This is a genomic window from Pedobacter riviphilus (genome assembly GCF_014692875.1).
GTDB lineage: Bacteria > Bacteroidota > Bacteroidia > Sphingobacteriales > Sphingobacteriaceae > Pedobacter > Pedobacter riviphilus.
Genome location: NZ_CP061171.1, coordinates 4,970,230 through 4,996,434 on the forward strand (window position 1 = coordinate 4,970,230; position 26,205 = coordinate 4,996,434).

General features: G+C 38.3%; 25 protein-coding genes. 11 read left to right on the plus strand and 14 right to left on the minus strand.

Annotation, left to right across the window (positions count from 1 at the left end; genetic code table 11):
• Positions 1-27 precede the first annotated feature (27 nt).
• The 4 genes from H9N25_RS20415 (at position 28) to H9N25_RS20430 (ending at position 4,020) form a co-directional block, all read left to right on the plus strand.
• On the plus strand, positions 28-756 hold the full coding sequence (locus H9N25_RS20415) for a peptidylprolyl isomerase (RefSeq protein WP_190327059.1): 729 nt from the start codon (positions 28-30) through the stop codon (positions 754-756).
• A gap of 211 nt (positions 757-967) precedes the next feature.
• Positions 968-1,735 (plus strand): exodeoxyribonuclease III, encoded by a 768-nt coding sequence (locus H9N25_RS20420; RefSeq protein WP_167295949.1) that lies wholly within the window; start codon positions 968-970, stop codon positions 1,733-1,735.
• Between the two features lie 91 nt (positions 1,736-1,826).
• The gene (hutI, locus tag H9N25_RS20425; protein WP_190327060.1) at positions 1,827-3,068 is read left to right on the plus strand and encodes an imidazolonepropionase; all 1,242 of its coding nucleotides are present in this window, start codon (positions 1,827-1,829) and stop codon (positions 3,066-3,068) included.
• Positions 3,061-4,020 (plus strand): formimidoylglutamase, encoded by a 960-nt coding sequence (locus H9N25_RS20430; RefSeq protein WP_190327061.1) that lies wholly within the window; start codon positions 3,061-3,063, stop codon positions 4,018-4,020. Before hutI ends, H9N25_RS20430 begins: the two co-directional genes overlap by 8 nt.
• Positions 4,021-4,121: 101 nt before the next feature.
• On the opposite strand, the gene H9N25_RS20435 is transcribed toward H9N25_RS20430, so the two are convergent.
• From H9N25_RS20435 to H9N25_RS20480, 10 genes are all read right to left on the minus strand, one after another.
• Positions 4,122-4,280, minus strand: coding sequence for a hypothetical protein (locus tag H9N25_RS20435; RefSeq protein ID WP_157257919.1), 159 nt, complete (start codon positions 4,278-4,280; stop codon positions 4,122-4,124).
• Between the two features lie 10 nt (positions 4,281-4,290).
• Positions 4,291-4,851, minus strand: a complete 561-nt coding sequence (locus H9N25_RS20440; protein ID WP_190327062.1) for a 5-formyltetrahydrofolate cyclo-ligase — start codon at positions 4,849-4,851, stop codon at positions 4,291-4,293.
• Between the two features lie 115 nt (positions 4,852-4,966).
• The gene (efp, locus tag H9N25_RS20445) at positions 4,967-5,527 is read right to left on the minus strand and encodes an elongation factor P (protein ID WP_124558901.1); all 561 of its coding nucleotides are present in this window, start codon (positions 5,525-5,527) and stop codon (positions 4,967-4,969) included.
• A 131-nt stretch (positions 5,528-5,658) separates the two neighbouring features.
• Positions 5,659-6,219, minus strand: coding sequence for an elongation factor P (gene efp / locus H9N25_RS20450; protein ID WP_055904075.1), 561 nt, complete (start codon positions 6,217-6,219; stop codon positions 5,659-5,661).
• Positions 6,220-6,622: 403 nt separating this feature from the next.
• On the minus strand, positions 6,623-7,237 hold the full coding sequence (locus H9N25_RS20455; RefSeq protein ID WP_190327063.1) for an ABC transporter ATP-binding protein: 615 nt from the start codon (positions 7,235-7,237) through the stop codon (positions 6,623-6,625).
• Positions 7,238-7,242: 5 nt separating this feature from the next.
• Entirely contained in the window at positions 7,243-7,704 is a 462-nt protein-coding gene (locus H9N25_RS20460; protein WP_190327064.1) for a GNAT family N-acetyltransferase, read from the minus strand.
• Positions 7,705-7,733: 29 nt separating this feature from the next.
• Positions 7,734-8,519, minus strand: a complete 786-nt coding sequence (gene lpxA, locus H9N25_RS20465) for an acyl-ACP--UDP-N-acetylglucosamine O-acyltransferase (protein ID WP_010599175.1) — start codon at positions 8,517-8,519, stop codon at positions 7,734-7,736.
• The gene (locus H9N25_RS20470) at positions 8,519-9,931 is read right to left on the minus strand and encodes a bifunctional UDP-3-O-[3-hydroxymyristoyl] N-acetylglucosamine deacetylase/3-hydroxyacyl-ACP dehydratase (RefSeq protein WP_113950099.1); all 1,413 of its coding nucleotides are present in this window, start codon (positions 9,929-9,931) and stop codon (positions 8,519-8,521) included. Before H9N25_RS20470 ends, lpxA begins: the two co-directional genes overlap by 1 nt.
• Positions 9,921-10,997, minus strand: a complete 1,077-nt coding sequence (gene lpxD / locus H9N25_RS20475) for a UDP-3-O-(3-hydroxymyristoyl)glucosamine N-acyltransferase (protein WP_190327065.1) — start codon at positions 10,995-10,997, stop codon at positions 9,921-9,923. Before lpxD ends, H9N25_RS20470 begins: the two co-directional genes overlap by 11 nt.
• 122 nt (positions 10,998-11,119) lie before the next feature.
• Complete coding sequence (locus tag H9N25_RS20480; RefSeq protein ID WP_190327066.1) at positions 11,120-12,343, minus strand: HD domain-containing protein; 1,224 nt, start codon at positions 12,341-12,343, stop codon at positions 11,120-11,122.
• 111 nt (positions 12,344-12,454) lie between these two features.
• Here H9N25_RS20480 and porX point away from each other — a divergent pair, with 111 nt between their 5' ends.
• From porX to H9N25_RS20500, 4 genes are all read left to right on the plus strand, one after another.
• The gene (gene porX, locus H9N25_RS20485; protein ID WP_190327067.1) at positions 12,455-14,008 is read left to right on the plus strand and encodes a T9SS response regulator signal transducer PorX; all 1,554 of its coding nucleotides are present in this window, start codon (positions 12,455-12,457) and stop codon (positions 14,006-14,008) included.
• Between the two features lie 179 nt (positions 14,009-14,187).
• On the plus strand, positions 14,188-14,604 hold the full coding sequence (gene tsaE, locus H9N25_RS20490) for a tRNA (adenosine(37)-N6)-threonylcarbamoyltransferase complex ATPase subunit type 1 TsaE (protein WP_190327068.1): 417 nt from the start codon (positions 14,188-14,190) through the stop codon (positions 14,602-14,604).
• A 73-nt stretch (positions 14,605-14,677) separates the two neighbouring features.
• Complete coding sequence (locus H9N25_RS20495; protein ID WP_167295959.1) at positions 14,678-15,904, plus strand: alanine dehydrogenase; 1,227 nt, start codon at positions 14,678-14,680, stop codon at positions 15,902-15,904.
• A 161-nt stretch (positions 15,905-16,065) separates the two neighbouring features.
• Complete coding sequence (locus H9N25_RS20500) at positions 16,066-16,749, plus strand: M15 family metallopeptidase (protein WP_190327069.1); 684 nt, start codon at positions 16,066-16,068, stop codon at positions 16,747-16,749.
• A 455-nt stretch (positions 16,750-17,204) separates the two neighbouring features.
• Here the strand turns inward: H9N25_RS20500 and H9N25_RS20505 are convergent, their stop codons facing one another.
• The 4 genes from H9N25_RS20505 to H9N25_RS20520 are packed head-to-tail and all read right to left on the minus strand — an operon-like array spanning position 17,205 to position 21,175.
• The gene (locus H9N25_RS20505) at positions 17,205-17,705 is read right to left on the minus strand and encodes a phosphoglycerate mutase family protein (RefSeq protein WP_167295961.1); all 501 of its coding nucleotides are present in this window, start codon (positions 17,703-17,705) and stop codon (positions 17,205-17,207) included.
• Positions 17,706-17,742: 37 nt separating this feature from the next.
• Positions 17,743-18,789: an aminotransferase class I/II-fold pyridoxal phosphate-dependent enzyme gene (locus H9N25_RS20510; RefSeq protein ID WP_167296617.1), complete on the minus strand. Its 1,047-nt coding sequence runs from the start codon at positions 18,787-18,789 to the stop codon at positions 17,743-17,745.
• Between the two features lies 1 nt (position 18,790).
• The gene (locus H9N25_RS20515) at positions 18,791-19,816 is read right to left on the minus strand and encodes a glycosyl hydrolase family 18 protein (RefSeq protein ID WP_190327070.1); all 1,026 of its coding nucleotides are present in this window, start codon (positions 19,814-19,816) and stop codon (positions 18,791-18,793) included.
• 30 nt (positions 19,817-19,846) lie between these two features.
• On the minus strand, positions 19,847-21,175 hold the full coding sequence (locus H9N25_RS20520; RefSeq protein WP_190327071.1) for a D-alanyl-D-alanine carboxypeptidase: 1,329 nt from the start codon (positions 21,173-21,175) through the stop codon (positions 19,847-19,849).
• A gap of 209 nt (positions 21,176-21,384) precedes the next feature.
• Here H9N25_RS20520 and H9N25_RS20525 point away from each other — a divergent pair, with 209 nt between their 5' ends.
• From H9N25_RS20525 to H9N25_RS20535, 3 genes are all read left to right on the plus strand, one after another.
• Entirely contained in the window at positions 21,385-22,473 is a 1,089-nt protein-coding gene (locus H9N25_RS20525; RefSeq protein ID WP_190327072.1) for an aspartyl protease family protein, read from the plus strand.
• Positions 22,474-22,565: 92 nt separating this feature from the next.
• Positions 22,566-25,070, plus strand: a complete 2,505-nt coding sequence (locus H9N25_RS20530) for a zinc-dependent metalloprotease (RefSeq protein ID WP_190327073.1) — start codon at positions 22,566-22,568, stop codon at positions 25,068-25,070.
• A gap of 240 nt (positions 25,071-25,310) precedes the next feature.
• Entirely contained in the window at positions 25,311-26,177 is an 867-nt protein-coding gene (locus H9N25_RS20535) for a phosphodiester glycosidase family protein (RefSeq protein ID WP_190327074.1), read from the plus strand.
• Positions 26,178-26,205 lie beyond the last annotated feature (28 nt).

Below are 26,205 nucleotides of genomic sequence, written 5' to 3' on the forward strand. Positions count from 1 at the left end.
CTTACTTTAGCCTTAAACACCAGTTAAATGAAGAAAATATTATTATTCCTCTGCACCTTTTCTATACTTTCGGCTTTTGCTGCAAAGCCCAAAAATCAATATGTACGGATTAAAACAGAATTCGGGGAATGCATCGTTAGGCTATATAACCAAACCCCTTTACACCGCGATAACTTTTTGAAATTAGCCCGGTCGGGCTATTACAACGGTGTTTTATTTCACCGGGTGATTAAAGATTTTATGATTCAGGGTGGTGATCCAGATTCTAAAAATGCCAAACCAGATTCGCTGTTGGGCGAGGGCGGACCAAAATATACCATCCCAGCAGAATTTAATGATAGCTTATTTCACAAAAAAGGCGTTTTGGCTGCGGCCAGAGAAGGCGATGATGTAAATCCGGCCAAAGCATCGAGTGGTAGCCAGTTTTACCTGGTGCAGGGAAAAGTTTTTACTGACCAGCAATTGGATAATGTAGAAGAAAAGCGCTTGAAATTTAAAATCCCTGAATGGCAGCGAGAGGTATATAAAACGATAGGCGGTACACCTCATTTGGATCGAAACTATACTGTTTATGGCGAAATTGTGGTTGGTTTGGATATGGTTGATAAAATAGCTGCTTTGGCGACGGATAAAAACAATCGGCCAAAACAGGATGTGAAAATGGAAGTTACCGTTTTAAAAAGAAGAACGGCGAAAAAATTGGAAAAGCGGTTGTTGCAAGGGTCTTTGAAAGATAAAATGATTATGGGCTCTTAGTTTTAGCACTTCTTCCAGACGCGCCCATCATGCTGAATTTATTTCAGCATCTTCGTACTATAAAGACCCTGAAATAAATTCAGGGTGACGACCGCTTGGACTTATCTCTAAAAAAAAGTTTCTGAGTATGTCACATTAATTGAATTACAATTACTAAGCATTTATTCAATTAATTTCTAAATTTACCGCCCACAACAATTGAAATTACTGAATGAAGATTATTTCCTACAATGTTAATGGGATTAGGGCGGCGAGTACCAAAAATTTTTTTGGCTGGCTTCAGGCTACAGATGCTGATATGGTTTGCCTGCAGGAAGTAAAAGCCCTGCCATTGCAGATTCCGGAAATTATTGCCCTGATTGAACAACTCGGTTATCATCATTATTGGTTTCCTGCTGAAAAAAAAGGATATAGTGGAGTAGCAATCCTAACCAAAATTAAACCTAACCACATCGAATTTGGCTGCGGTGAAGAGTGGATAGATAAAGAGGGTAGGATTTTAAGGGCCGATTTTAATGATTTTTCTTTAATGAGCCTCTATATGCCATCTGGCTCAAGCGGAGATGAGCGGCAGATTAAAAAGTATGAATTTATGCGGTTTTTTGATGTGTATATTGGTGAACTGCGCAAAGAGATCCCAAATTTAGTTGTAAGTGGCGATTACAATATCTGCCATACAGCCATCGATATTCATAACCCTAAATCGAATGCCAATTCATCAGGCTTTTTACCCGAAGAACGGGAGTGGATGCAGCTATTTTTGGATAACGGTTTTATTGATACCTTCCGTCATTTTAACAAAGACCCACATCATTATACCTGGTGGAGTTATCGGGCTGGCTCGAGAGGAAAGAATCTGGGTTGGCGGATCGATTACCATTTAGCTACGAAACCCATGGAGAACCGCTTGAAAAATGTTAGAATTTTGCCAGATGCGATACATTCAGATCATTGCCCTGTGCTTTTAGAGATAGATTAAATTTGGTTAAAAGTTAATTGTTTAAATCGGTTAACTGTACCCAATGCTCAATTAACCAGTTTATACAGTTTGAATATTAACCATTCTATAAATGCTAATCACAAACATAAAGGGGCTCGTAGGCCTGCATCCAAAAGATAAATTAGTGCTTCGTGGCAGCGAATTAGATTCGTTGCCTATTCTCGAAAATGCCTGGCTTTTAATTGAAGATGGCCTGATTAAAGATTTCGGCGAAATGGATTCAATCCCATCTCTTGTTTCAAGTCTACCATCTCAAATCTCGGCAGAAGGCAGATATATTTTTCCTTCATGGTGCGATAGTCATACACATATTGTTTTTGCTGCCCCACGTGAGGAAGAATTTGCCATGAAAATTCAAGGCAAAAGCTATGAAGAGATTGCCGCTGCAGGAGGTGGGATTCTAAATTCAGCTAATAAGCTCCAAAAAGCCTCAGAAGACGAATTGTTTAAAAGTGCATCTGTGCGATTAAATCAGATGATCCTTCATGGAACTGGTGCGGTTGAAATTAAAAGCGGATATGGATTAACCACAGAGAGCGAAATAAAAATGCTCAGGGTTATCCGTAGGTTGAAAGATCAGTTTCCAATTCCGATAAAAGCAACTTTTTTAGCTGCCCATGCTTATCCGGCTGAGTTTAAAAACAACCACCAGGGTTACATCGATTTAATTATTAATGAAATGCTACCTCAAATAGCAGCAGAAAAACTGGCTGACTATATTGATGTTTTTTGCGAAAAAGGATTTTTCTCTATCGAAGAAACCGATCAGGTATTAAAAGCGGGGGCAAAGTATGGGCTAAAACCAAAAGTACATGCTAATCAGCTTTCTGTTTCAGGAGCCGTAGAAGTTTCTGTACAAAACAAAGCCGTTTCGGTTGATCATCTCGAAGAAAGCAATGAGGAAACCATCCAGACATTAAGAAATGCTGATACCATTGTAACATTACTCCCTTCTTGTTCGTTTTACCTAGGTATTCCTTTTGCTGATGCCAAAAGCTTTATTATAGCCGATTTACCCGTTGCTTTGGCTACCGATTATAATCCTGGTTCAACACCCTCGGGAAACATGAATTTTGTGGTGTCGCTTGGATGCATTAAAATGAAGATGGTACCTGAGCAAGCGATAAATGCTGCAACATTAAACGGTGCGGCGGCAATGGAAATGAGTGATGATTATGGAAGCATTACCGTTGGTAAAAAAGCAAATCTATTTATAACCAAGCCAATGCCTTCAATTGCCTATTTGCCATATAGCTTTGGCGAATCGCAAATAGAAACTGTTATTTTAAACGGTGAAATTTATAATGGATAATCTTAAAATATATTCGCAGGGCGACATCGATCATCTGATTATCCTCCGCGATGGGGAAACCAAACTTGGCGAAAGAGTTGCAGTTTTATCCTCTTGGGATGAACTGGAAGGCGCAAATGCGAAATTTGTGCTTTTGGGTATCCCAGAAGACATAGGGGTGCGTGCCAATGCGGGTATTGCAGGTGCTGCATCTACTTGGAAGCCAAGTTTAATGGCTTTTTTAAATATCCAAAGCAACCGCTTTTTAAATGGTGGGGAGGTTTTGGTTTTAGGCCATTTCGAAATTGATGAGCCCGAAGATTCTTCCCTAAAGGGTTTAAGAAACAAAGTAACGCAGATTGATGACCTGGTTTATCCAGTAATTGAGAAAATTGTAGCTGCTGGTAAAATACCTATTGTAATTGGGGGCGGGCACAATAATGCCTACCCAATAATTAAGGGTGCTTCTTTAGCGCACAAGAAACCAATAACTGTTTTGAATGTTGATGCGCATGCTGATTTAAGAGAACTGGAAGGTAGGCATAGTGGAAACGGATTTTCTTATGCATTAAAAGAAAAATATCTCGACAACTATTGCATGTATGGCTTGCATCAAAACTATAATAATGAGGCTATTTTAAATCAAATAGATACCAACCCCAAGCTTAAGGCTGTATTTTTTGATGATATTTTAACTGGAACTGATTTTACTAACTTGATGAATGAAATAGGACCAGCTGCGGGTTTGGAAATTGATTTGGATTGCATTCAAAATGTGCTTTCGAGTGCAGAAACTCCATCAGGGTTTGCCGTTAACGATGTCAGAAAACTGATTTTAACCAGTGCTAAGAAATTTTCTTATTTGCATATTAGTGAAGGCGCCACACGGATGCTTGATGGGAGGGTGAGCAGGCTAACGTCGAAATTAGTAGCTTATTTGGTGAGTGATTTTGTTAAGGCATATATTTCCTAATTAAAGATCGTTATGCTGAATTTAGTTCAGCATCTTTAACTAAGTTGATTTCTTGTAGATAGACCCTGAAACAAGTTCAGGGTGGCGACTGTGTAAGAAATTTACAAGTGCTCTGCTTCGTATTTTTCTCCGGCCTGTAACATTAATTCAATCTGTTTCAGGTCTTCGGCGGTTAATTCTTCCTTTTCCTGTAATTCGAATACCGCAATCATGTTGTCTTCGTATTGTTTTTCGGTTTTGATAACGATTTCCTGAGGCATGCTGGTAAGCTTAAAATTTTATAATTTCTGTTGGCGTAATGCAAAAATCTAACCTGATGTCGTGTTCATTTACATCATCGATTTTTTCAATAGCAGGATACAAAGATAAGCCTATTTTTTGAGCATTTATATCCTGTAAAAAACGATCGTAAAAGCCCTTGCCATAACCCACCCGGTAACCTTGTTTATCGAAAGCTAATAGTGGAATCAATACCATGTTAATCTCGCCCTCATGCAAGCTTCCTTTTTGCGGTTCCAGGATGTTATAAAGGTTTTTCTTTAAGTCGCCTATTCCTAAATATTCGTGATTGCTCATTAAAGCCGTTTCAAAATCGGCTTTAGGTACAATGATTTTAATTTCTGGGTGATTTTTATTAAGCCATTCGATCAGTAGAAAGGTGTTGGGCTCTTTTTTTTCGGTGATGGGCAAAAAGATGTGCAGGGTTTTAATTTGGCTAAAATCGATCGATTTAAACTCATTTAAGAGCGCTTCACATAGGATTTTGTATTCTGAGACGCTCAGCAATAATCTTTCCTTTAGCACTTGCTTTCTGATTTCTGCTTTTAACATATTAACAAAGGTAAATATTTTACAGACCTATAAGGTTTCTGAAACCTTATAGGTCTTGAGAAAATAAAAAAGCCTCTAAAAACTTAATTTTAGAGGCTTTTAAATATTGAGTTAATTATTTTACACGCTCAACGTAGTCGCCTGTACGGGTGTCAATTTTAATTTTATCGCCCTGGTTAACAAACATTGGTACTTTAACTTCAACCCCATTTTCTAATGTTGCTGCTTTTAAAGCGTTTGTAGAAGTATCGCCTTTAACAGCTGGTTCCGAGTACGTAATTTCAAATTCGGCAAAGTTGGGTAATTGTGCCATAATAGCCTCGTCGCTTTCCATAGAAACAATAATGTTCATACCTTCTTTTAAGAATTTAATTGCAGAACCGAATAAGGTTTTTTCAACATTAAATTGCTCGTAAGAGTTGTTGTCCATTACTACCAGGTAGTTGCCATCTTCATAAAGGTATTGGTAATCGTTGGTTTCTACACGGCAAATTTCAACAGCCTCGTCTGTATTCATACGGGCTTCTACAATTCTACCTGTTTTAATGTTACGGAATTTACCGGTGTAAAATGCACCACCTTTACCAGGTGTACGATGATTCCATTCGTCAACAGTAACCAGCTCGTTGTTTACACGAAGAATGTTACCTGTTTTGATTTCTGATGCTTTTGCCATATTGTGTTATCCTAAATTGGATTTATATTTCAGTTTTTCGTGACGGCAAAGGTAAAATTATTTTGATAAAAACCTATAAAGGTTTAGGGTATAAGGCATAGGGTTTAAGGAGATTTAGAACCCCGGTTATACTATTTTACCCTTTCCATATATTCGCCGGTTTTAGTATCAACTTTAACCTTATCTCCTTGGTTAATAAACAAAGGAACCCTAATTTCGGCGCCGGTTTCTACAGTGGCATATTTTTGTGCGCTGGTAGAGGTATCGCCTTTTACAGCGGGTTCAGAGTAGGTAATTTCCAGCTCTACGCTATTAGGAAGCTGGGCAACAATCGGTTCATCACTTTCAAAAGCGATCGTTACATTCATGCCCTCTTTTAAAAACTTAATGGAGTTTCCGAAAAGCAGCTTGGGGATATTGTACTGCTCAAAAGTGTTGTTGTCCATTACCACTAAATAATCGCCATCTTCATAAAGATATTGATAGTCGTTGGTTTCTACACGGCAGATGGTCACCTCCTCATCGGTCCGGAAACGGTATTCTACAATTTTTCCGGTTTTTACATTGCGCATACGGGCCTGATAAAAAGCCCTTAAATTTCCTGGGGTACGGTGGATGTACTCTTCAACACTTACCAACTCTCCGTTAAAACGAAGTACGTTTCCGCTTTTTACTTCTGATGCCTTTGCCATTTGATAATGAAATATTGTTTTGTCAATTTTTAAATGCCAAAGTTAAAAAAAGGAATGTAATCCTTAAAATCGATCGATCAAAACCTTGCGGGTTTGATTCTGGGAAGAAAAAATACCCGTATAAAAGAAATGCCTTTGGGAACCACTCCAAAGGCATAATCAACCTAAACCTCAAACTAAACTATGAAAAACTCTTTGCCTTTTACGGGCTATATATTTTAATTCCTAAATACGGAAAATATGATCTTTTACTTAGAGAGATAAATTAAATAATTGTTTCTCTTTTTGGTGGTGCAAAGGTAGGTATAATTTGTGAATTACAAAATATTTTTTAAAAAATTTGTTTTTAATACAAATGTATGACAAAACAGACGTTTCGTAAGAGGTGGTGTTTTTTGTTAACTTACTTGTAATCAGATATTTGTATTTGATTTGTGCAGAAATCATACTCCTGAATCTGATTAGAGCCAATTATCGTTAAACGCCCTTTTCCGAAATTTTCGATCAGTTCGCGGTACCAACTTATTCCCTGAACGTCTAAATTACTCGTTGGTTCATCTAAAAATAAAATCGGCGTATCGGTGCAGCAGGCCAAAGCCAGTTTGGTTCTTTGCTTCATTCCTGATGAAAAGTATTTAATTTCTTTGTTTGTTGCTTTTTCCAGTCCTAAAATTCCGATCAGCTTTTTGGCATCAAGGCCCGGGGCAAAATTTTTGAACTTAAAGTGGAAGTCAATAATCTCCATTAAGGTGAAAGTTTCAACCAATTCGAGGTATGGTGCAGCCAAACTAATATATTTATAGATGTTCTCTACCGGGATATCTTTTGTATCTGAGAATGAGATTGCTCCCTCAGAAGGAGATAAACTGCCAGTTAGCACGCTCAATAATGTTGATTTACCAGAGCCATTGGGACCTAATATTGCATAACTATTTCCAGAAGAAAATTCAGCACTTAAATTCCTGAAAATCCACTCCTTATTAAACCTTCTGCCAACGTTATTTAAAGAGATATTCATTTTTGCTAGGCGTTAAGGGGTTTAGACATGCAAACGCTGTTATCAACGCCAATATATTGCCCGTAGTTGGGTGTAATGTTGTAACCCACTTTTTGGTAAAGTGCAATGGCCTCTGGTTGTTTTTTACCCGTTTCTAATACACATACAGTAAAACCCAGTTCAGTAGCCCAGCTTTCTAATTCATTCAAAACTTTAGCAGCTATGCCTTGCTTCCGGTAATCTGGATGTACAAACATTCTTTTAACTTCAGCAGCTGCTGCTGAAAAAGACTTTATGGCGCCACAGCCAACAGCGGCTCCATTTTGATAGGCCACAATCACTTCTCTGATGGCATCAACCTTGTTAAACTGGGCATAAAAAGCATGGTCGTCACCATCTCTAATCGCTAAATCCTGATCGAGCAAGGCAACCAATGTTCTAAAATCGGTATGGTCTGAATCGGTTCTGATCAGCGTTAAATCACTCATGAATATTTGTTTTGCTTTAAGCTTTTCGCTTAGCTTCCCATGCCAAAACCCTTCATTACCCCGCGGTTAGAATTACGGATAAAATCTACAATTTCATCACGTATTTCAGTAGGTTTAAATTCGGCTTCAATCATATCTAAAGCTTTGGTTACGTTGTTGTGCTTTACAAAAAGTACGCGGTAAATTTCTTGAATCTCATCAATCTGCTCATTGGTAAAACCTCTTCTGCGCAAGCCTACGGAGTTAATACCCGCATAAGAAAGTGGCTCCCGAGCCGCTTTAACATAAGGTGGAACATCTTTACGTACCAATGAACCTCCAGTTACAAAGGCATAAGAACCTACTTTAACAAACTGGTGTATGGCAACCAAACCAGCCAGAACAACATTGTTACCAATGGTAATGTGACCAGCTAAAGTGGTGCTGTTAGAGAAAATACAGTTGTTTCCAACCTCGCAATCGTGTGCAATATGCGAATAGGCCTGGATAAGACAATTACTGCCGATAACCGTTTTCCATTTATCTTTGGTGCCCCGGTTAATGGTTACACATTCGCGGATAGTTGTATTATCGCCAATTTCTGCAGTCGTTACCTCACCGGCAAATTTTAGATCCTGAGGTTCTCCAGAAATCACTGCACCAGGAAAGATGCGGCAGTTTTTACCAATACGTGCACCATCCATAATGGTCACGTTCGATCCGATCCACGTTCCCTCTCCAATCACAACATCTTTATGTATCACTACAAAAGGTTCAATTACCACGTTTTCGGCAATTTTTGCCTGAGGATGTATATATGCTAGGGGTTGTATCATTATTGAGCGGGTTCTGCTTGTTTAACTTTTGAAATTTGAGCCATCATTTCGGCTTCGACAACGATTTTTTCGCCAACCATACCCACACCTTTCATCTGGGCAATGCCCCTTCTGATGGGTTCAAGTAAATCGCAACGGAAAACAATAGTATCGCCAGGAAGAACCTGGGCTCTAAAGCGTACGTTATCTATTTTTAGGAAATAAGTAAGGTAATTTTCAGGGTCGGGCACGGTACACAGGACAAGGATTCCGCCAACCTGTGCCATAGCCTCAATCTGCAATACACCCGGAAATACCGGCGCACCAGGAAAGTGGCCTTTAAAAAACTCTTCGTTCATGGTTACGTTTTTAACGCCTACCACATGGTTTTTAGAGAGTTCCAGTATCTTATCAACAAATAAAAATGGCTGACGGTGTGGCAAAATCTCCATTATTTTAACTACATCAAATAATGGTTTTGCATTTGGATCGTATACCTTTTGTATTTTTTTGTTTTTCTCTTTTTTGATGGCTGCTTTAATCTTTTTTGCAAAGGCAACGTTTGCAGCGTGGCCAGGGCGGGCAGCCATAATATGGCCTTTTAAATGCATGCCTACCAAAGCCAAGTCGCCAATCATATCTAATAATTTATGACGGGCTGGCTCGTTTTGATAACGCAGTTCCATGTTGTTCAAAATCCCCTGTGGGGCAACATCAATGTCCTTACGGTTAAATAATTTAGCCAGGTGGCTTAATTCATCCTTCGTAACCTCTTTATCTACAATTACAATGGCGTTATTTAAATCGCCGCCTTTAATTAAATTGTGCGATAACTGGTATTCCAGTTCGTGAAGAAAACAGAAAGTACGGCAAGAAGCAATTTCTTTCTTAAACTCTGCAATGGTATTAATGCCTGCGTGTTGGCTGCCCAGAACAGGAGAGTTATAATCGATCATACACGTAAAACGATAGTCGTCTAACGGCATGGCCACAATTTCCACTTTTCTATCTTCTTCGGTGTAGGTAATGTTATGCGGAATGGTGAAATACTCGCGATCTGCATTTTGCTCAACTGTACCTACTTCTTCCAGTAAATCCACAAACTGGATGGAGCTTCCGTCCATAATTGGCGTTTCTGGGCCGTCTAATTTAATGAGTACGTTATCCAGATCCATACCAACCAGCGATGCCATTACATGTTCTACAGTACTTACACTAGCACCATTTTGGGTAAGCGTGGTGCCTCGTGAGGTATCGGTAACGTTATCTGCATCGGCTTCAATAATGGGGTGGCCGTCTAAATCAATACGCTGAAATTTAAAGCCATGATTTTCGGGGGCCGGGCAAAATGTTAAAGTAACATTAGCGCCTGTGTGTAAACCAACACCAGATGCTGATATTTCTTGTTTAATCGTTTTTTGTCTAACGTTCATTGTGTATTGTATTCTTTTCCAGTTCAGCTGTAAGCTTTTTCAATTCCTCTTCGAGCGCATTTATTCTTTTTTCTACATCTGGAAGATGTTTGAAAATTACTGAGGCACGCATCCAGTTGCGCAGTGGTTGCGCCGGACTACCATGCCATTGTTTATTTTCTTCTGTAATATTAAAATTAATGCCGGCCTGTGCGCCAATCTGCGTACCTTTTGCTAAGGTTAAGTGCCCTGCTATACCAACCTGACCGCCAACAACACTGTTAGGGCCAATTTTTGTACTTCCTGATATACCTGATTGAGCGGCTAAAACGGTGTTTTCGCCAATCTCTACATTGTGCGCAATTTGGATCAGATTATCGATTTTTGCACCTTTCTTTACAATTGTTGATCCCATTGTTGCACGATCTACGGTTGTATTTGCGCCAATTTCTACATCGTCTTCTATGATAACATTTCCAATCTGAGGGATTTTATTGTAAGTGCCGTCTTTTTGTGGGGCAAAACCAAAGCCATCGCTTCCGATAACGGTATTGGAATGAATAACAACTCTGCTGCCGATTATCGAATTGTGATAAATTTTTACACCAGGAAAAAAGGTGCTGTTATTGCCAACTTTAGAATTTGCACCGATAAAGGTTTGCGAATTTATTTTACAGCCATCGGCAATTTCTACATGCTCAGCAATATATGCAAAAGCATCTATAAACACATTCTTGCCAATTTTTGCTGTTGGGTGAACGAATGCCAGTTTGTCAATTCCAGATTGTGTGGTTTGGGCATTAACGGCTTCGTTATATTTATCTAATAAGATTGTAAAAGCGCTGTATGGATTTTCTACACGTATTAATGTACTGGTATACGGTTGTGTAGGAGCGAAATCCTTTGATACGATAACAACTGACGCCTGAGTAGAATACAAAAAGTTTTCGTACTTAGGGTTCGAAAGAAAAGACAAAGAGCCTTCCTTCCCGTCTTCTATTTTAGAAAGTTCGGTAACGGCTACATCAGGGTTACCATCAATGGAACCGTTTAGAAACTGACTTATCTGCGTGGCAGTAAATTGCATCGTACAAAGGTATATGTTAAATTGATATGAACAAAAAAACCTGCTCGGGTTAAAGGGTGTATATTTTACACAATAATAAGACTTAAAACGGCACCAAAAGTTAAATATTTTGTTAAATAACCTTAAATCCCTCTGGGGTAACAGAGGATATATTTTTCTACAGTTTTTTGCAGCGACTCCAGATTAGACAAATCAGAGGCCTTTGCAATATCAACAATATCGTTATTTTTCATCAAAATCTTAATATTTCCAACACCTGCATTATAGGCGCGGTTTTGAATAGAATCGGTAAAAACGAAATATCGGGCCTCTTCCGGTTTGATTTCTAATAAATTAACAGCGGCATCCTGCAAAAAGTTTACACGGTCGCGATTAGCCATTTCGTTACCCATTTCTACTTTATAGAGATTTCTGGAAGTAAGCATTTTACATAAAGTAGACAAAATTTTATCGTCATGTTTGGTCCAAACCTTAACGGCTGCATAAATATCCTGATCGTCGAGGTTGGTAAAATGCTCGAGATTTTCGTGCTGATAAAAGAAATTAGCCTCATTAATATCGTTTTTCAAAAAATAATTTAATGATGGTGAAGCAAATAAATCGGCTCCAGCAGCCGATAATTCTTTTGCACGCTCTAATAATTTTACCAAAATCATCTCGCCAGAAATAACGGTTTTGTGCAGATAAACCTGCCAGTACATCAGTCTCCGGGCAATTAAAAATTTCTCGATAGAGTAAATACCTTTCTCCTCAATTACCAGATCATCATCGTAAACGTTAAACATCTTAATAATCCGATCGAAACTGATTACACCTTCGCTAACACCCGTAAAAAAGCTGTCGCGGTTTAAATAATCCATTCTATCGAGATCTAACTGACCAGAAATCAATTGATGCAGAAATTTTTTAGGGTAGGTGCCGTTAAAAATCTCAATGGCATGGGTTAAACGTCCATCGAAATGTGCATTCAGATCGTGCATCAGTTTTGCCGAAATATCTTCATGCCTAATTTCACTTACCAAAGAATGTTCTAACGCATGCGAAAAAGGACCATGGCCGATATCGTGCAATAAAATGGCCAAAATGGCGGATTCTTCTTCGCCATCGGTTATGGTATGACCTTTACTCCTTAAAAGATTGATGGCCAAACTCATTAAATGCATGGCACCTAATGCATGGTGGAAACGTGTATGTAAAGCGCCAGGATAAACCAAATGAGTCATTCCAAGCTGTTTGATGTAACGCAAACGCTGGAAATAAGGATGTGAGATCACATCGTAAACTAATTCGGACGGAATGCTAATGAAACCGTATACCGGGTCATTTATTATTTTCTTCTTGTTCAATCGTTAAAAATAGTTAAATAGATAGATACGGTACAAAAATTGCTATTTTTATTTACAGTTTGATTTACCTGCCAAAATTAAAAGGCAATACTTACCTATTTTTACAATAACATGCAAGAAACTAAAATATTATGGGCCGATGATGAAATCGACTTATTAAAACCTCATATATTATTACTAAATGATAAAGGTTATAATGTAACCACATTTACCAATGGAAACGATGCGCTGGAAGCATTTGGAAAAGCCCATTTTGATCTGGTTTTTTTGGATGAAAATATGCCAGGCATGAGTGGGATCGAAACACTATCTGCCATTAAAAACCTTAATCCAGATGTTCCTGTTGTGCTGATCACCAAAAGCGAAGAAGAAAATTTGATGGAGGATGCCATTGGTAGCAAGATTGACGATTACCTCATTAAACCAGTAAACCCGAAACAGGTTTTGTTAACCATTAAAAAACTGATTGATAACAAACGCCTGGTGAGCGAGAAAACTTCTATGGCTTATCAACAGGATTTTCGCCGTTTAGGCATGACCTTAGGAGATAGGCTGAATTATGAGGAGTGGGTTGATGTTTATAAAAAGATCGTTTTTTGGGAGCTTGAGTTAGAAAAATTAGACGATCCGCAGATGCATGAAATTTTAACCATGCAAAAACAAGAAGCCAATACGCAGTTTTCTAAATTTGTTGAAGAACATTATTTAGGGTGGATTAAAGAAAAAGATAAAGCCCCGTTGCTTTCTAACGAGTTGTTAAAGAAAAAGGCTTTTCCGCATATTAGCGAGACAACACCTGTCTTTTTTATCCTCATTGATAATTTAAGGTACGATCAGTGGAAAATCATCAATCCCTTAATTTCTGAATATTTCAGAATTGATGAGGAGGATATGTACACCAGTATTTTACCCACGGCCACACAATATGCCCGTAACGCCATTTTTTCGGGAATGATGCCTTTAGATATGGAGAAACGTTTCCCTCAGCTTTGGCAGAACGATGATGATGAAGGTGGGAAAAATATGCACGAAGAGGCTTTTTTGGCCGATAATATTAAACGTAACATCAGAAAAGATTGTAAGTTCAGCTATAACAAAATCTTAACTTTCGAACAAGGAAAGGATTTGGTAGACCAGACGAATAATTTGTTACAGAACGATTTCAATGCGATTGTATTCAATTTTGTTGATATGTTAAGCCATGCCCGCACGGATATGCAGATGATCCGCGAGTTGGCTAATGATGATGCTGCTTACCGTTCGTTAACTTTGTCTTGGTTTGAGCATTCGCCGCTTTGGGACTTACTGAAAAAAATATCTCAGAAAAAGGTAAAAGTGATTATTACAACTGATCATGGGACCATCCGTGTGAAGAAACCGGTTAAAGTAATTGGCGATAGGAGCACAAACACCAATTTAAGATACAAACAAGGTAGAAACCTTAATTTTAATGCAAAAGATGTGTTTCTGATTAAAAACCCTCATGATGCTTTGCTGCCTAAAATCAACATCAGCAGCAGTTATATCTTTGCAAGAGAGGATAGCTATTTCGTTTACCCAAACAACTACAATCAGTTTGTGAATTATTATAACGAAACCTTCCAGCATGGAGGAATATCATTAGAAGAAATGATTATTCCAGTGGTAACGTACTCACCGAGGTAACAAAAGAGAATTGAGATACTAGATTTGAGCTCAGTCGTTTTTAATAAGACCGTCCTCCTGAATTTATTTCAGGATCTGTCACGATGGTAAGGTCTTCGACAGGCTCAGACTCACAAATCGCAAAATAATCAGGCAAAAGCAATGCAATTATGTATTACTTTTGCCTTTATTTTTTTAAAATGGATATTGAAGTTAACAGTTTAGCCGATTTACCTGCTGTAGCACAACAGCTTTCAGACTTTGCCGGTGGCCAAAAAGTCTTCATTTTTGAGGGTGATATGGGCGCAGGAAAAACAACCTTCATTAAAAAATTCTGTAAACATTTAGGTGTTGATGATGTGGTTTCGAGTCCCACTTATTCTATTGTTAACGAATATGAAAGTCCTAATGGTCCGGTGTTCCATTTCGATTTTTATAGAATAAAAGATATTCACGAAGCTTATGATTTGGGCTATGAAGAGTATTTTTATGGTGGTGGTGTCTGTTTAATAGAATGGCCAGAGCGGGTGGAAGAATTGTTACCCGAAAAACTTATTAAAATTGAGATTAATGTGTTGGATGAAAACCGCAGATTATTCAGATTTTCGAAGGTATAACAATTAGTTATCAATAAATTAACAGATTTTCCTTACCTTGAACAACCTAAAACTATCAAAATTTTAATTCAACATGGCTACAGGATTACGCGAAGGAATGGCCGATATAGCTCGTCAGGGTTTATTACAAACCCAAGAGGCAAAGTTAGAAACCAGAAATAAAAAAAACAGCCTATACATAGGAATACCCAAGGAAATTTCTTTCCAGGAAAATAGAATTGCCTTAACACCGCTTTCTGTCGCCTTGTTGGTAAACAATGGTCACCGCGTTGTACTGGAAAGTGGTGCCGGCACGGGAGCAAATTTTACCGATACAGAATATGCCGAACAAGGTGCTAAAATAACCTATAACAAAAAAGAGGTTTTCGAAGCAGATATCCTGGTAAAAATTGCACCACCAACGCTGGAAGAGATTGATTTGATGCATAAAGGGCAAACGCTTATTTCTTCTTTACAAACCGGAACGCTAAAGCAGGATTATCTAAAAGCATTGATGCATAAAAAAATTAATGCGTTATGTTTTGAGAATCTTCGCGACGAAGGTAATGTACTTAGCGTGGTACGTGCCATGAGCGAAATAGTAGGATCGACCTCTATTTTAATTGCTGCAGAATATTTGAGCAATGTAACAGGTGGTAAGGGATTAATGTTAGGAGGCTTTACTGGTGTTCCACCAACAGAAATCGTTATTTTGGGTGCTGGAACAGTAGGCGAATATGCTGCGCGAACAGCTTTGGCACTGGGTGCCGAGGTTAAAGTTTTCGATAGTTCTATTTACCGCTTACGTCGCTTGCAGAATAATTTGGGCAGTAGGGTGTTTACCTCGGTAATGCAACCTATTGTTTTAAATAAAGCCATTGTAACTTGCGATGTCGTAATAGGCGCTATTAGGGCTACCCACGGGCGTAGCCCATGCATAGTAATGGAAGAAACGGTTGCCCGTATGAAACCACATTCGGTGGTAATTGATGTAAGCATTGATCAAGGGGGCTGTTTTGAAACTTCTGAGGTAACCAATCATACGAATCCCGTATTTAGAAAATACGATGTAATCCACTATTGTGTGCCAAATATTGCTTCGCGTGTGCCAAGAACAGCATCTTACGCTTTGACGAACATTTTTGCTCCAATTTTATTGGATATCGGTGAATTCGGAGGTTTAATGAATATGGTTTGGAATAATCCGGGCATTCGTGAAGCACTTTATATTTACCAGGGTAACTGTACCAATAAAGATCTGGCAGATATGTTTAATCTGCCATTTAAGGATCTTGAATTATTGGTCGTTTCGAATCAGTAAAACTTTGCAGTAACGAGACTATTGATAAACGAAAGAAATGTCATCCTGAGCTTGTCGAAGGACATTTTGTTGGTTATTTAAATGTAAAGGTCTTCGACAAGCTCAGACTGACAATCGTTTTGACTTATAGCAGTAATGACATATGCCAAATACCATTTTATATGAAATTCAATCTCTTTACGTTATTTTTCTTCCTCTCAGTCGTTGTTAGCGCCCAAAATAAACCCATTGCCGAAAAAAAACTGGTGGTGGTGGGTTCCTATAATCAATATCTGGCATCGGTAAAAACAGATCCGAATAACGAATTGGTTGAAATTAAAAAAGCCATTCCCAATATCAAATTAGATATCCGCTATGCTACCAATAATAATTTTATGCAGCAGGTGATGTATAAACAGGCAAGAGCTTTTGCCCGAAAGCCAGTAGTAGAATCGTTAAAAAAAATTCAAAAGGAATTAAATAAAAAAGGCTATGGTTTAAAAATATTTGATGGTTATCGGCCTTATGCTGTAACTGTTGAATTTTATAAAAAAGCCAGTGATAAAAATTTTGTAGCTAACCCATCGAAAGGGTCTAAGCATAACAGGGGCTGTGCGGTAGATTTAACCTTGATTGATCTGAAAACGGGCAAAGAAATAACAATGCCAACTCCTTACGATAGTTTTTTGGCTGCTGCTGCGGCGAAATACAAAAATGTATCGTCAGAGGCAAAAAAAAACCGCGATTTTCTGATCGCTATAATGGGTAAGTATCAGATGAATGTGCTAGAAAATGAATGGTGGCACTACGATTTCTCGGGGTGGAAAAAGTACGATTTAATGGATATTCCCTTCGAGAAGCTTTAGGGGTTTATTGGTTCATTCGTCAATAAGTCCATTGGGTGTGATGCATATCTTGATCATTAGTCATTGCAAAGAGCAAATCGTTGAGTTCAGGTTGTTGGTATAAATCATTCTAGTTTTTAGGAAATGAAGGGGCAGCATTTCATGGATGCTGTAGTCCTGCCATCCGCTTTACTTCGTTGCACTCGTGCTCGCTCCTGTCTGGTTTAGTTAACAACAGTTTGTTTTCAGTGCACCGACCTGAGTTAAATAAACCCGATTGTCGGGAAGAGCTTCCGATCCTTCATCGGAGCTCGAACCAAAAGCGGGGCTGAAAAAGCCAAATGCGCAGAACCAATCATTTCCTATTAGCCTGAGGCTAATTATTTTTATTAGGCTATATATCCGTAGTGTAAGATGTTGCCATCTGTTGATATTTAGTTTAACAATTGTCAGTTGGTAACACCTGACATTACAAACTACAAATGATGCGGCCTCCCGTATTGTTCCATTTTTACCCTGGCCTTATCTTCCTTTACTGATAGTTCAAAAATATAATCGTAATCATCATCAGTTAATTCATCTTTAGGCTTTTTGCCACCAAGGGCTTCAATAATCTCCAGCACGGTGTTAGAATGGCCCGCTACAATAACGGTTTTGCCGACATAATTGGTTTTAATACTATCTACAAGTGATTTGATGTCTTTATAATCAATCACCTTCGGAATCACCAATGAATCTAATGTTTGATGTGTTCTTTTTGTTGGAGTGGCAAAAGCAACATCAAACTTTACCTTTTTTAGGTAGGTTGCTAAATCTCCTGCACGGATTCTTCCTTCATCAGAAAGGTTGGGGTTGGTATCCTGTGGGTTCGATTTATCTTTCTCTGCATGTCTAACAATCCAAACACTAGTGGTTTGTGCAAAAACTATATTGGCAAAGAGTAGCGTTAACGAAAGTAATACGAACAGTTTTTTCATGTCATAAATATTCGAAAATTAATTGGATAAGAAAAGGTTAAAAATTTATAGCGGCGATTAATTTTTCAATATCTTCTTTTTCATGCCAGGCAGAAAGCACTATACGGTTTAAGGTTTCGTCGGTAGGATTCGGATAAGGAAAAGACGAAATCAGGACCTGCTTTTGTAAAAGATGTTGTGAGAAATTTACATCACCCAGCAGATAAACAGGAAAACCCCATTCGTATTTCCAGGAAAGATCTAATGCCGTTTCAAACATCAACATATTTTCCTTTAGTTTATTTAAAGCTTTGCTATATATTTCTTCTGCATGCATAAACGCATAAAGGCCAGCTGCAGTTGATGGGGAGGCACCAATAAAAGTATTTGTGTTTTTAAGCAGATGGATAATTTTATTTGAAGCCAAAACAATACCAGCATCTACGCCTAAGGCTTTTGCCATAGAAGCAAGCACCACATTTTCGATGTTTTCTTGTTTGGGAAGATTAATAATGGCTCCCATGCCATTGTTGTTTACGCCTATTCCATGCGAATCATCAACAACAAGGATTATATTTTTATCCCTGCTGATTTCTTTTACAAAGTCGAAATTATAAATTTCGGGTATAAGATTGTTCATCGAATTGCTGATCAAAACCCAGGTTTTTTCTTCGGATGCATTTATCCTTTCAATGGTTTCCCGTTCCCATGCTTTAAACGGTATTAAATTTCTGGTTTGATTTTCTGCTAGCCAGAGGGATGGATGTGCTGTAGGAGCATAAATTACTTTGCCCAATCTGTCTAAGGCTTTAACAGTAAGCTGCGCAGCTAAATAGCCGCTCGAAGTAATCAGGGCTGCTTCTGCTCCATACCGAGCTGCTGCTACTTTTTCGGCATCATCGTAAATACCTAATTGGATGTTGTTGGTGCGACTTGTTCCGTTGTTTAAACCGAATTTTTTAATCCCTTCGATATATAGATTAATGAAATCCTGATCTTGAGGAATGCCCAAATAGGCTGTTCCCCCAAAATATAAATAGGTGCTTCCCTCAATATTTATTTTGTTAGAAAAGGGTTGATCAATCGATTTAAAGTTAAGCTTCATATTAATTGTAGTTTCTGCCAAGCTCATCATTTGCCGCACGGATAATAGATTTATCGCCATTGTCATCATGGTAAAATTCCCAGAACATGATTCCATTTGCCATATCTTTAGCCAGTTTAGCTTTTTTCCTGGTTGTTACTGTTCCATTAAAGTAAAATTGAACGCCATCAATTAATGCATTATCTAAACTTACATCAGCACCCGCGGTTACAAAATCGCGATAAGCCTTCGCCGAATTATTGGCGTTTTTACCATAAGCCGGGATGCCTAAAACGGCTTTTTCCTTTGGCATACCGCGCGTGCTTAACCAATAATTTAAACTGGCAACGGCCATATTGTACGATGCATGTTGAAAAGGCTCATTTTTATCCCAACCAATGCCATCATAAACCATAATATTAAAGAAATCTACAGCAGGGAAAACTTCTGATTTTAATCCATCACGAATACTGCCTGCGTATACACCCGGGGTTATAGCTGCGCTTAAAAATTTATGGTGTTTGTGCAGCGAATCAGAAAGCTCCTTCATTAACAACACATAATTGTCTGCCGATCCGTCGCTGGTACTTGGATATTCCCAGTCCATATCTACGCCATCAATATTATTTGTTTTAACAAAAGTTAGTACATTTTTTACAAACAGGTTTCTGGCTGTTGCAGATGCTGCCATGGTTACAAAAATACTTTTCGTGCCAGATATCGAAATACCTGTTTTTACGCCATTTGCCCTCGCTTTTTGCATTAGGGTTGTAAATCGGCCAGGTTGTGCTAATGCCACTAAACTTCCATCTGTATTGGGATTTAGAAAGGCATAAAAGAGGTGCGTAATCATTTTGAATTTCGAGTCTGCAACACCGGCAGGATCACGGTAACTGGGAAAATAGCTTATAACTTTAAAACTGTTGTCGGGCACATATGGTGTAGTAGGCATAGGAGGTTCAGTAGGAACTGTTATGGGATCGTTTTTCTTACAAGATGACATGATAAGCAGGCTAGAAATGCCAATCAATAGGTAGATTTTTTTCATAGGTTAGGTGTTTTTTAATGCTGCATACGTTTAAAAATTATCGTGTATATAAGTGATTATCCTCACCATTTCTGCACGTACCTCGGCAGTTGGTTTTATAAAGCTGTTGTTCATGAAAGAATAAATATATGTTTTACCCTTTTTTGTTAGTACATACCCACTTTGATTATGAACACCCCCTAGCGAGCCTGTTTTTCCGAAAACAAAAGGTTTGTCGGTTTTGGGGTAGGCATTTTTTAAAGTGCCACTTTTACCACCTGCAGGTAATAGATTAAAAAGCTTTTCCGGGTTGTTTACCAATCTGTAAATAGAATCAAGGAGGTATACATTATCACGGGGAGTAAATAAATTCTGACGGGACAAGCCAGATCCATCAACCCATTTTACTTTATCAGGTAGAAAAGAAAGGTAATTTTTCGTAATGTAATCAATCGCTTTTGTTGTACTTAATGTATCGCCAATCTGGTTGGAGCAAACCAACAACAAATGCTCGGCAATAAAATTGTCGCTGGGCAGCATCATATGCTTTAAAACCGAATCGCGCTTTGCGCCAGGTAATGTCTTAGCATCTGATGGTATTTTTAGATTTATGATGCCAACAGGTTTGTGTAAAGTATCTGTTAATATTTCGACGGTAACCTGTGCACTGGTTTTATATGGGTTTTGCTGATTGTAGCCTGGTTTTACCGCAACTGCCGGATAATGGAAGCGGTTGCTTAAAAAATCTCTGCTTACCTGAAAGCCGCCCGTTTTCTTTGTAGAATCTATTTCGAAACAGGGGGCAAAAACCTTTGGTTCAATATTAATTTTATTCAAACCGGCGTAAGTGGAAGTAACCATGTTATCCATAATTGGCATTTCGGTAATTTCTGGCTGATAATAATAATCGTAATCATCCCACGACCAGCCATCGCCAAAGAAATTGCCCGAATATCGCCCTGCAGAAAAGAACAGCTTTTTGTTTGAGGAGAGGAGAAAGTTGTAAGCCGATTTGTCTTTTACTGCAAATTGTAAAAAAGCTGGATCTCCGGTTCCCCAAAAAATCAACGAATCATTCCGCTCAATGTACCTTAAAGCAGGCATTAAATCTGGCAGCATTTTTAAGCTCGCAAAAAAAGTATAAAGTTTGGTATTAGATGCCGGGGTAAAATACTTATCGGCATCTTTCTGAAAGATCATTTTTTTATCTGTCGGATTATATAGCGCAAAGCCAACCTGATATTGCTTAATCACCTGCGAATTTTTAAATTCTTTAGCTACTTTTTTTGAAATGATTTTATTGGTTGAGCAACTTATTAATAAACAAATAGATAGTACAAATGCGAGAAAAATAAAATTATGATTTTTTAAGGGAAACATGTTCTAAATTTAGGGACATAATTATCAACTAATTTATTAAATTTAGTTTAATGTTAACCAAGTATAACCCCGGTGTAATAATCTGTTTACGTAAACTGACAATTTGCATGGGATTTATATTTCTTGCTTTTTCTGGGTTTGGGCAAGAGTTCCTTTTTAAAAGGAATCGCCAAAAACAGTCTATTCCTTTTAAGTGTATCAAAAACCTAATGGTTATTCCGGTATATGTAAATGGAAAAGGGCCATATGATTTTGTTCTTGACACCGGAGTTGGGCCCATGATTATTACAGATCCATCTATTATCGATTCGTTGAATTTTAGCATGCTCCGTAAAATTACGGTCTCTGGTCTGGGCATCGAAACCGTCGAGGCTTATGTTTCTCAAAGTCTCGATGTTAAAGTAGGTAGTGCAAGCATTGAACATATACCTACGGCAATCTTAAAAGAAGATCTCTTTAACCTATCGGGGCATTTAGGGCTGAAAATTTATGGCTTATTGGGTTTTAGCTTTTTTAACAGCTTTATTGTTGATATAAGGTATAGCGAAAATAGGCTGATTATTTACGATCACGACGCTATGGTTAAATACCGTGGAAAAAAAATACCCATTGAAATAGAGAACCAGAAACCATATATATCAGCTACAGTTGATGTTCCGGGCAGCAAACCCGTTGAAGCACGGTTTTTAATGGATACCGGAGCCAGTCACGCTTTATCGCTCGAAATGTTAAGGGGAAGCGAATTCCCACTGCCAGAAAAAAAAATCAAAGCTAATTTAGGAATGAGTCTTAGCGGGCAGATTAAAGGGTATATTGGGCGTGTAGATAAACTTAATGTTGGAGGTTATATTTTTAAAGACGTTGTTGCCGGATTCCCTAATTTTAAGAGTATTGCAGATAAGATCGATTTATCAAAACGGAACGGTAATTTAGGTGCCGATTTACTTCGGAAATTTAATATCCAGTTTAACTACCAGGATGGCTTTATTTATGTTAAACCCAATGGATTAAGTAAAACCCCTTTCGAACACGATATGGTGGGGATGGTGATTTATCTCGATCAGAAAGAGTATAAAAGAGTTATGATTGGAGAAATAGATGAAAATAGCCCGGCAGAAAAAGCAGGTTTGTGCCCTGATGATGAAATTATTGCCGTAAACTTTAAAAACATCGATGCCTATTCTTTAAACGACCTTACCGAGATGTTTAAATCGAAAGCAGATAGAAATATAATCTTTGAAATTTTTAGGGATAATCAAGTCTATTTTAAAGTGGTGCGCCTTGAAAAGAGGATCTGATAAGCGTAATTTTCCAGTTACAAATGAATTGTGCTGTAACAAGCCTTTAACTTTAACCTCTTATTGCCAAGCAAACTAACTTTTATATACACATGAAGAAAAACTTTAAGGTACTTGCCCTCGCAGGTATCGTAGCACTTGGTGTAGCTGGATCAGGTTCGGCATATGCCCAGAAAAAATCTAAAACAACAAAAGGGGCTACTCCTGCAGCCCCGGCAGCAGCACCTAAAAAAGAAGGAATTAAACCATTCTCTGAAGTAATTACCGCAAAAGCCAGAACAACAAACGGCTTATTCAAAACACACAAAGTAGACGATAAATGGTACTTTGAAATACCAGATTCGATGATTAACCGCGAAATGCTTGTGGTTACGCGGCTGGCAAAAGTACCCGCAGGTGTAAAAGTTGGTAACCAGCAGTATGGTGGTGAAGAATTAAACGAACAGGTTTGGAAATGGGAACGCAGAGGCAAACAGGTTTACATCCGCGTACCAAGTTATTCAACTAAGGCCGATCCGAACAGCGATATGTACGAATCGGTACAAAACTCCAATCTTGCACAGATTTTAGCCAGCTTTGAAATTAAGGCTTATAATAAAGATACAACAGGGGTTGTGATTGATGTTACCGATTTTTATAATGGCGATGTAATGGCAATCGGCGCTACCGATCAAATCCGTAAAGCCTATAAAGTTACCATGTACGATGCAACACGTTCTTATATCGATACGGTAAAAACTTTCCCTATTAATGTTGAAGTAAAAACGGCTAAAACCTACCGTGCAGCAGAATCTCCAACAGATAATAGTAATGGAGCGGTTACTTTCGAATTCAATACGTCGATGTTATTATTGCCAAAAACTCCTGTAAAAGCCAGAATAATGGATAGCAGAGTTGGTTTTTTTGGTCAATCTCAAATCGATTATGGAAGCAATGCACAAAAGGCAGAGCGCACAGCCTATATTCACCGCTGGAATTTAGTTCCGAAAGATACAAATGCCTATAAACGTGGCGAACTAGTAGAACCGGTTAAACCTATTGTAATTTATATCGACCCTGCGACACCAAAAAAATGGGTGCCGTTTTTGATTCAGGGAATTAACGATTGGCAGGTAGCGTTCGAAGCTGCTGGTTTTAAAAATGCCATTATAGGTAAAGAAGCGCCAACACCACAACAGGATCCTCAGTTTAGTGTAGAAGATTCTAGATATTCGGTTGTTCGTTATTTTGCTTCAGATATTGCAAATGCTTACGGCCCGCATATCAGCGATCCCCGTACCGGACAAATTTTAGAAACGCATATTGGCTGGTATCATAATGTAATGAATCTACTGCGTAACTGGTATTTTGTACAAACAGCGGCCATTAATCCTGAAGTGCGTAAAGCTAAATTTACCGATGCACAAATGGGCGAATTGATCCGCTTTGTTTCTTCACACGAAATTGGTCATACTTTAGGCTTACCGCATAATTTTGGCTCAAGCTATGCTTATCCGGTTGATTCGTTACGTTCAAAAGCGTTTACAGATAAACATGGTACCGCACCATCCATTATGGATTATGCGCGTTTTAACTACATCGCTCAACCAGGCGATGGCGTAACCAAGCTTCACCCGCAAATTGGAGAATACGATAAATGGGTAGTGAAATGGGGATATTCTTGGATTCCTGGAAATAAAACTGCAGAACAGGAAAAAGAGATTTTAGATCAGTGGACATTAAAAAATGCGGGTAATCCTTTATATTTCTATGGCCGTCAGGGAACATCATTAGATCCTCGTTTGCAGAGCGAAGATTTAGGCGACAATGCGATGAAAGCAAGTACTTATGGTATTGCTAATTTAAAACGTATCCTTCCAAACGTAGAAAAATGGACTTATCAAAAAGGAAAAGATTACAGCGATTTAAAAGAAATCTACACCGAAATTGTTGGCCAGTTTAACCGTTATATGGGACATGTGGCCACAAACGTTGGTGGATTAAGCGAAAATTTTAAAACCTACGATCAAAAAGGACCAGTTTACGCTTATTTGCCTAAGGCGAAACAAAAAGAAGCTGTTGCTTTCTTCAATCAACAATTATTTACTACGCCACTTTGGTTAATCAGTAACGATCAACTAAGTAAATTCGATAACGGAGTACTTTTAAACCGGATTAAAGGTGTTCAAACAAATACTTTGGGGAACCTGCTATCGGCATCCCGTATTGCACGTTTGTTAGATAACGAAACAAAAAACGGCACTGCAAAAGCATATACTTTGCCCGAGTTATTTACTGATTTAAGGTCATCGGTTTTTGTTGCAGGAAGAGCAGATGCATTTAAACGTAATTTACAACGCGCTTATGTAGATCGTTTACAGGATCTGATGACTAAAGAAAACGAACTTCCGGTTGGATTTCCTGCAGATTATGCAGCAAGTTATGGTTTAACACCAATTAATGTTGGCTTATCTGATATCAGGCCATTGGTTAGAGCAGAACTGAAAACCTTATTAGCTACTACAAAAGCCAGGGCAGCAGCAGGCGATGCCATTACCAAAGCACATTACGAAGATTTAAACATCAGAATTAAAGATATTTTAGATCCGAAGAAATAAATGATTCAATGATAGAGGGATGGAATGAGAGAATGGATTAAAGATCTAAACTCAGTCATTCTCTAATTCAATCATTCAAAATTAAAAAAATAGTGTAGATCATTCAATTGATCGCTCGCGCTAGCAACCCCGCAGGTTTTCAAAACCTGCGGGGTTTTTTATTGACCACGTTTGTATAATTCTTGATGCTTTGAGCTAAACACGCAACAGTTTTCTAATTTTATGATTAAAACAGCCATTATGTTTAAAAGATTATTGTTTGTAGCTACCTTATTCACATACGGTTTATCTGCTTTTGGCCAAAGTACAGATTCATTAACCATCGTAAAAACCAAATGGCATAAAAATAGAATTGCCAGGCAGGTGGTTTTATTTCAGCATCACTTTGATCAGAAAAATCTTTTCGCTGCAAATGAAAATATTTCATTTTTAGAAATAAAAAATACCGGTCGAAAGGCCGTTTTTGCTATTGGTGCAGAAGCGAAAGAACTGATTACTACCAGTAATTTCGGGTTACGCGATACAGCAATTGCTGCAATAAATGGCAATTTTTTCGATGTGAAAAACGGAGGTTCGGTAGATTTTGTTCGCGTTAATGGAAAAACCATTAATACTAACCGTTTGGATAAGAATGGAAATCGGGCAAGGCATCAAGAAGCTGCGGTTGTAATTGAGAAGGGAAAAATTTCGATCAAAAAGTGGGATGGAACAACCGATTGGGAAACCAAACTGACTGCTGAAAATGTTTTGTTAAACGGCCCTTTATTAACCTTGAACCATGTTGATGAAACGTTGGATACTACCGGTTTTAGCCGCTTACGCCATCCGCGTACCTGCCTGGGCATAAAACCAAACGGGCGTGTGATTTTATTAACCGTTGATGGAAGGAACGAAAACTCTGCAGGCATGAGTTTGTTCGAACTAACCAAATTAATGCATTGGTTAGGCTGTGCCAGTGCCATTAACTTTGATGGTGGTGGTTCTACAACTTTGTGGGTAAACGGAATGCCCGGTAATGGCGTAATTAATTATCCTACCGATAATAAAAAGTGGGATCACGAGGGGCAACGCAAGATAGCCAATGTAATATTGGTGAAGAAAAAATAAGTTGCGCTTAGTTTAAATGATTTGCTGC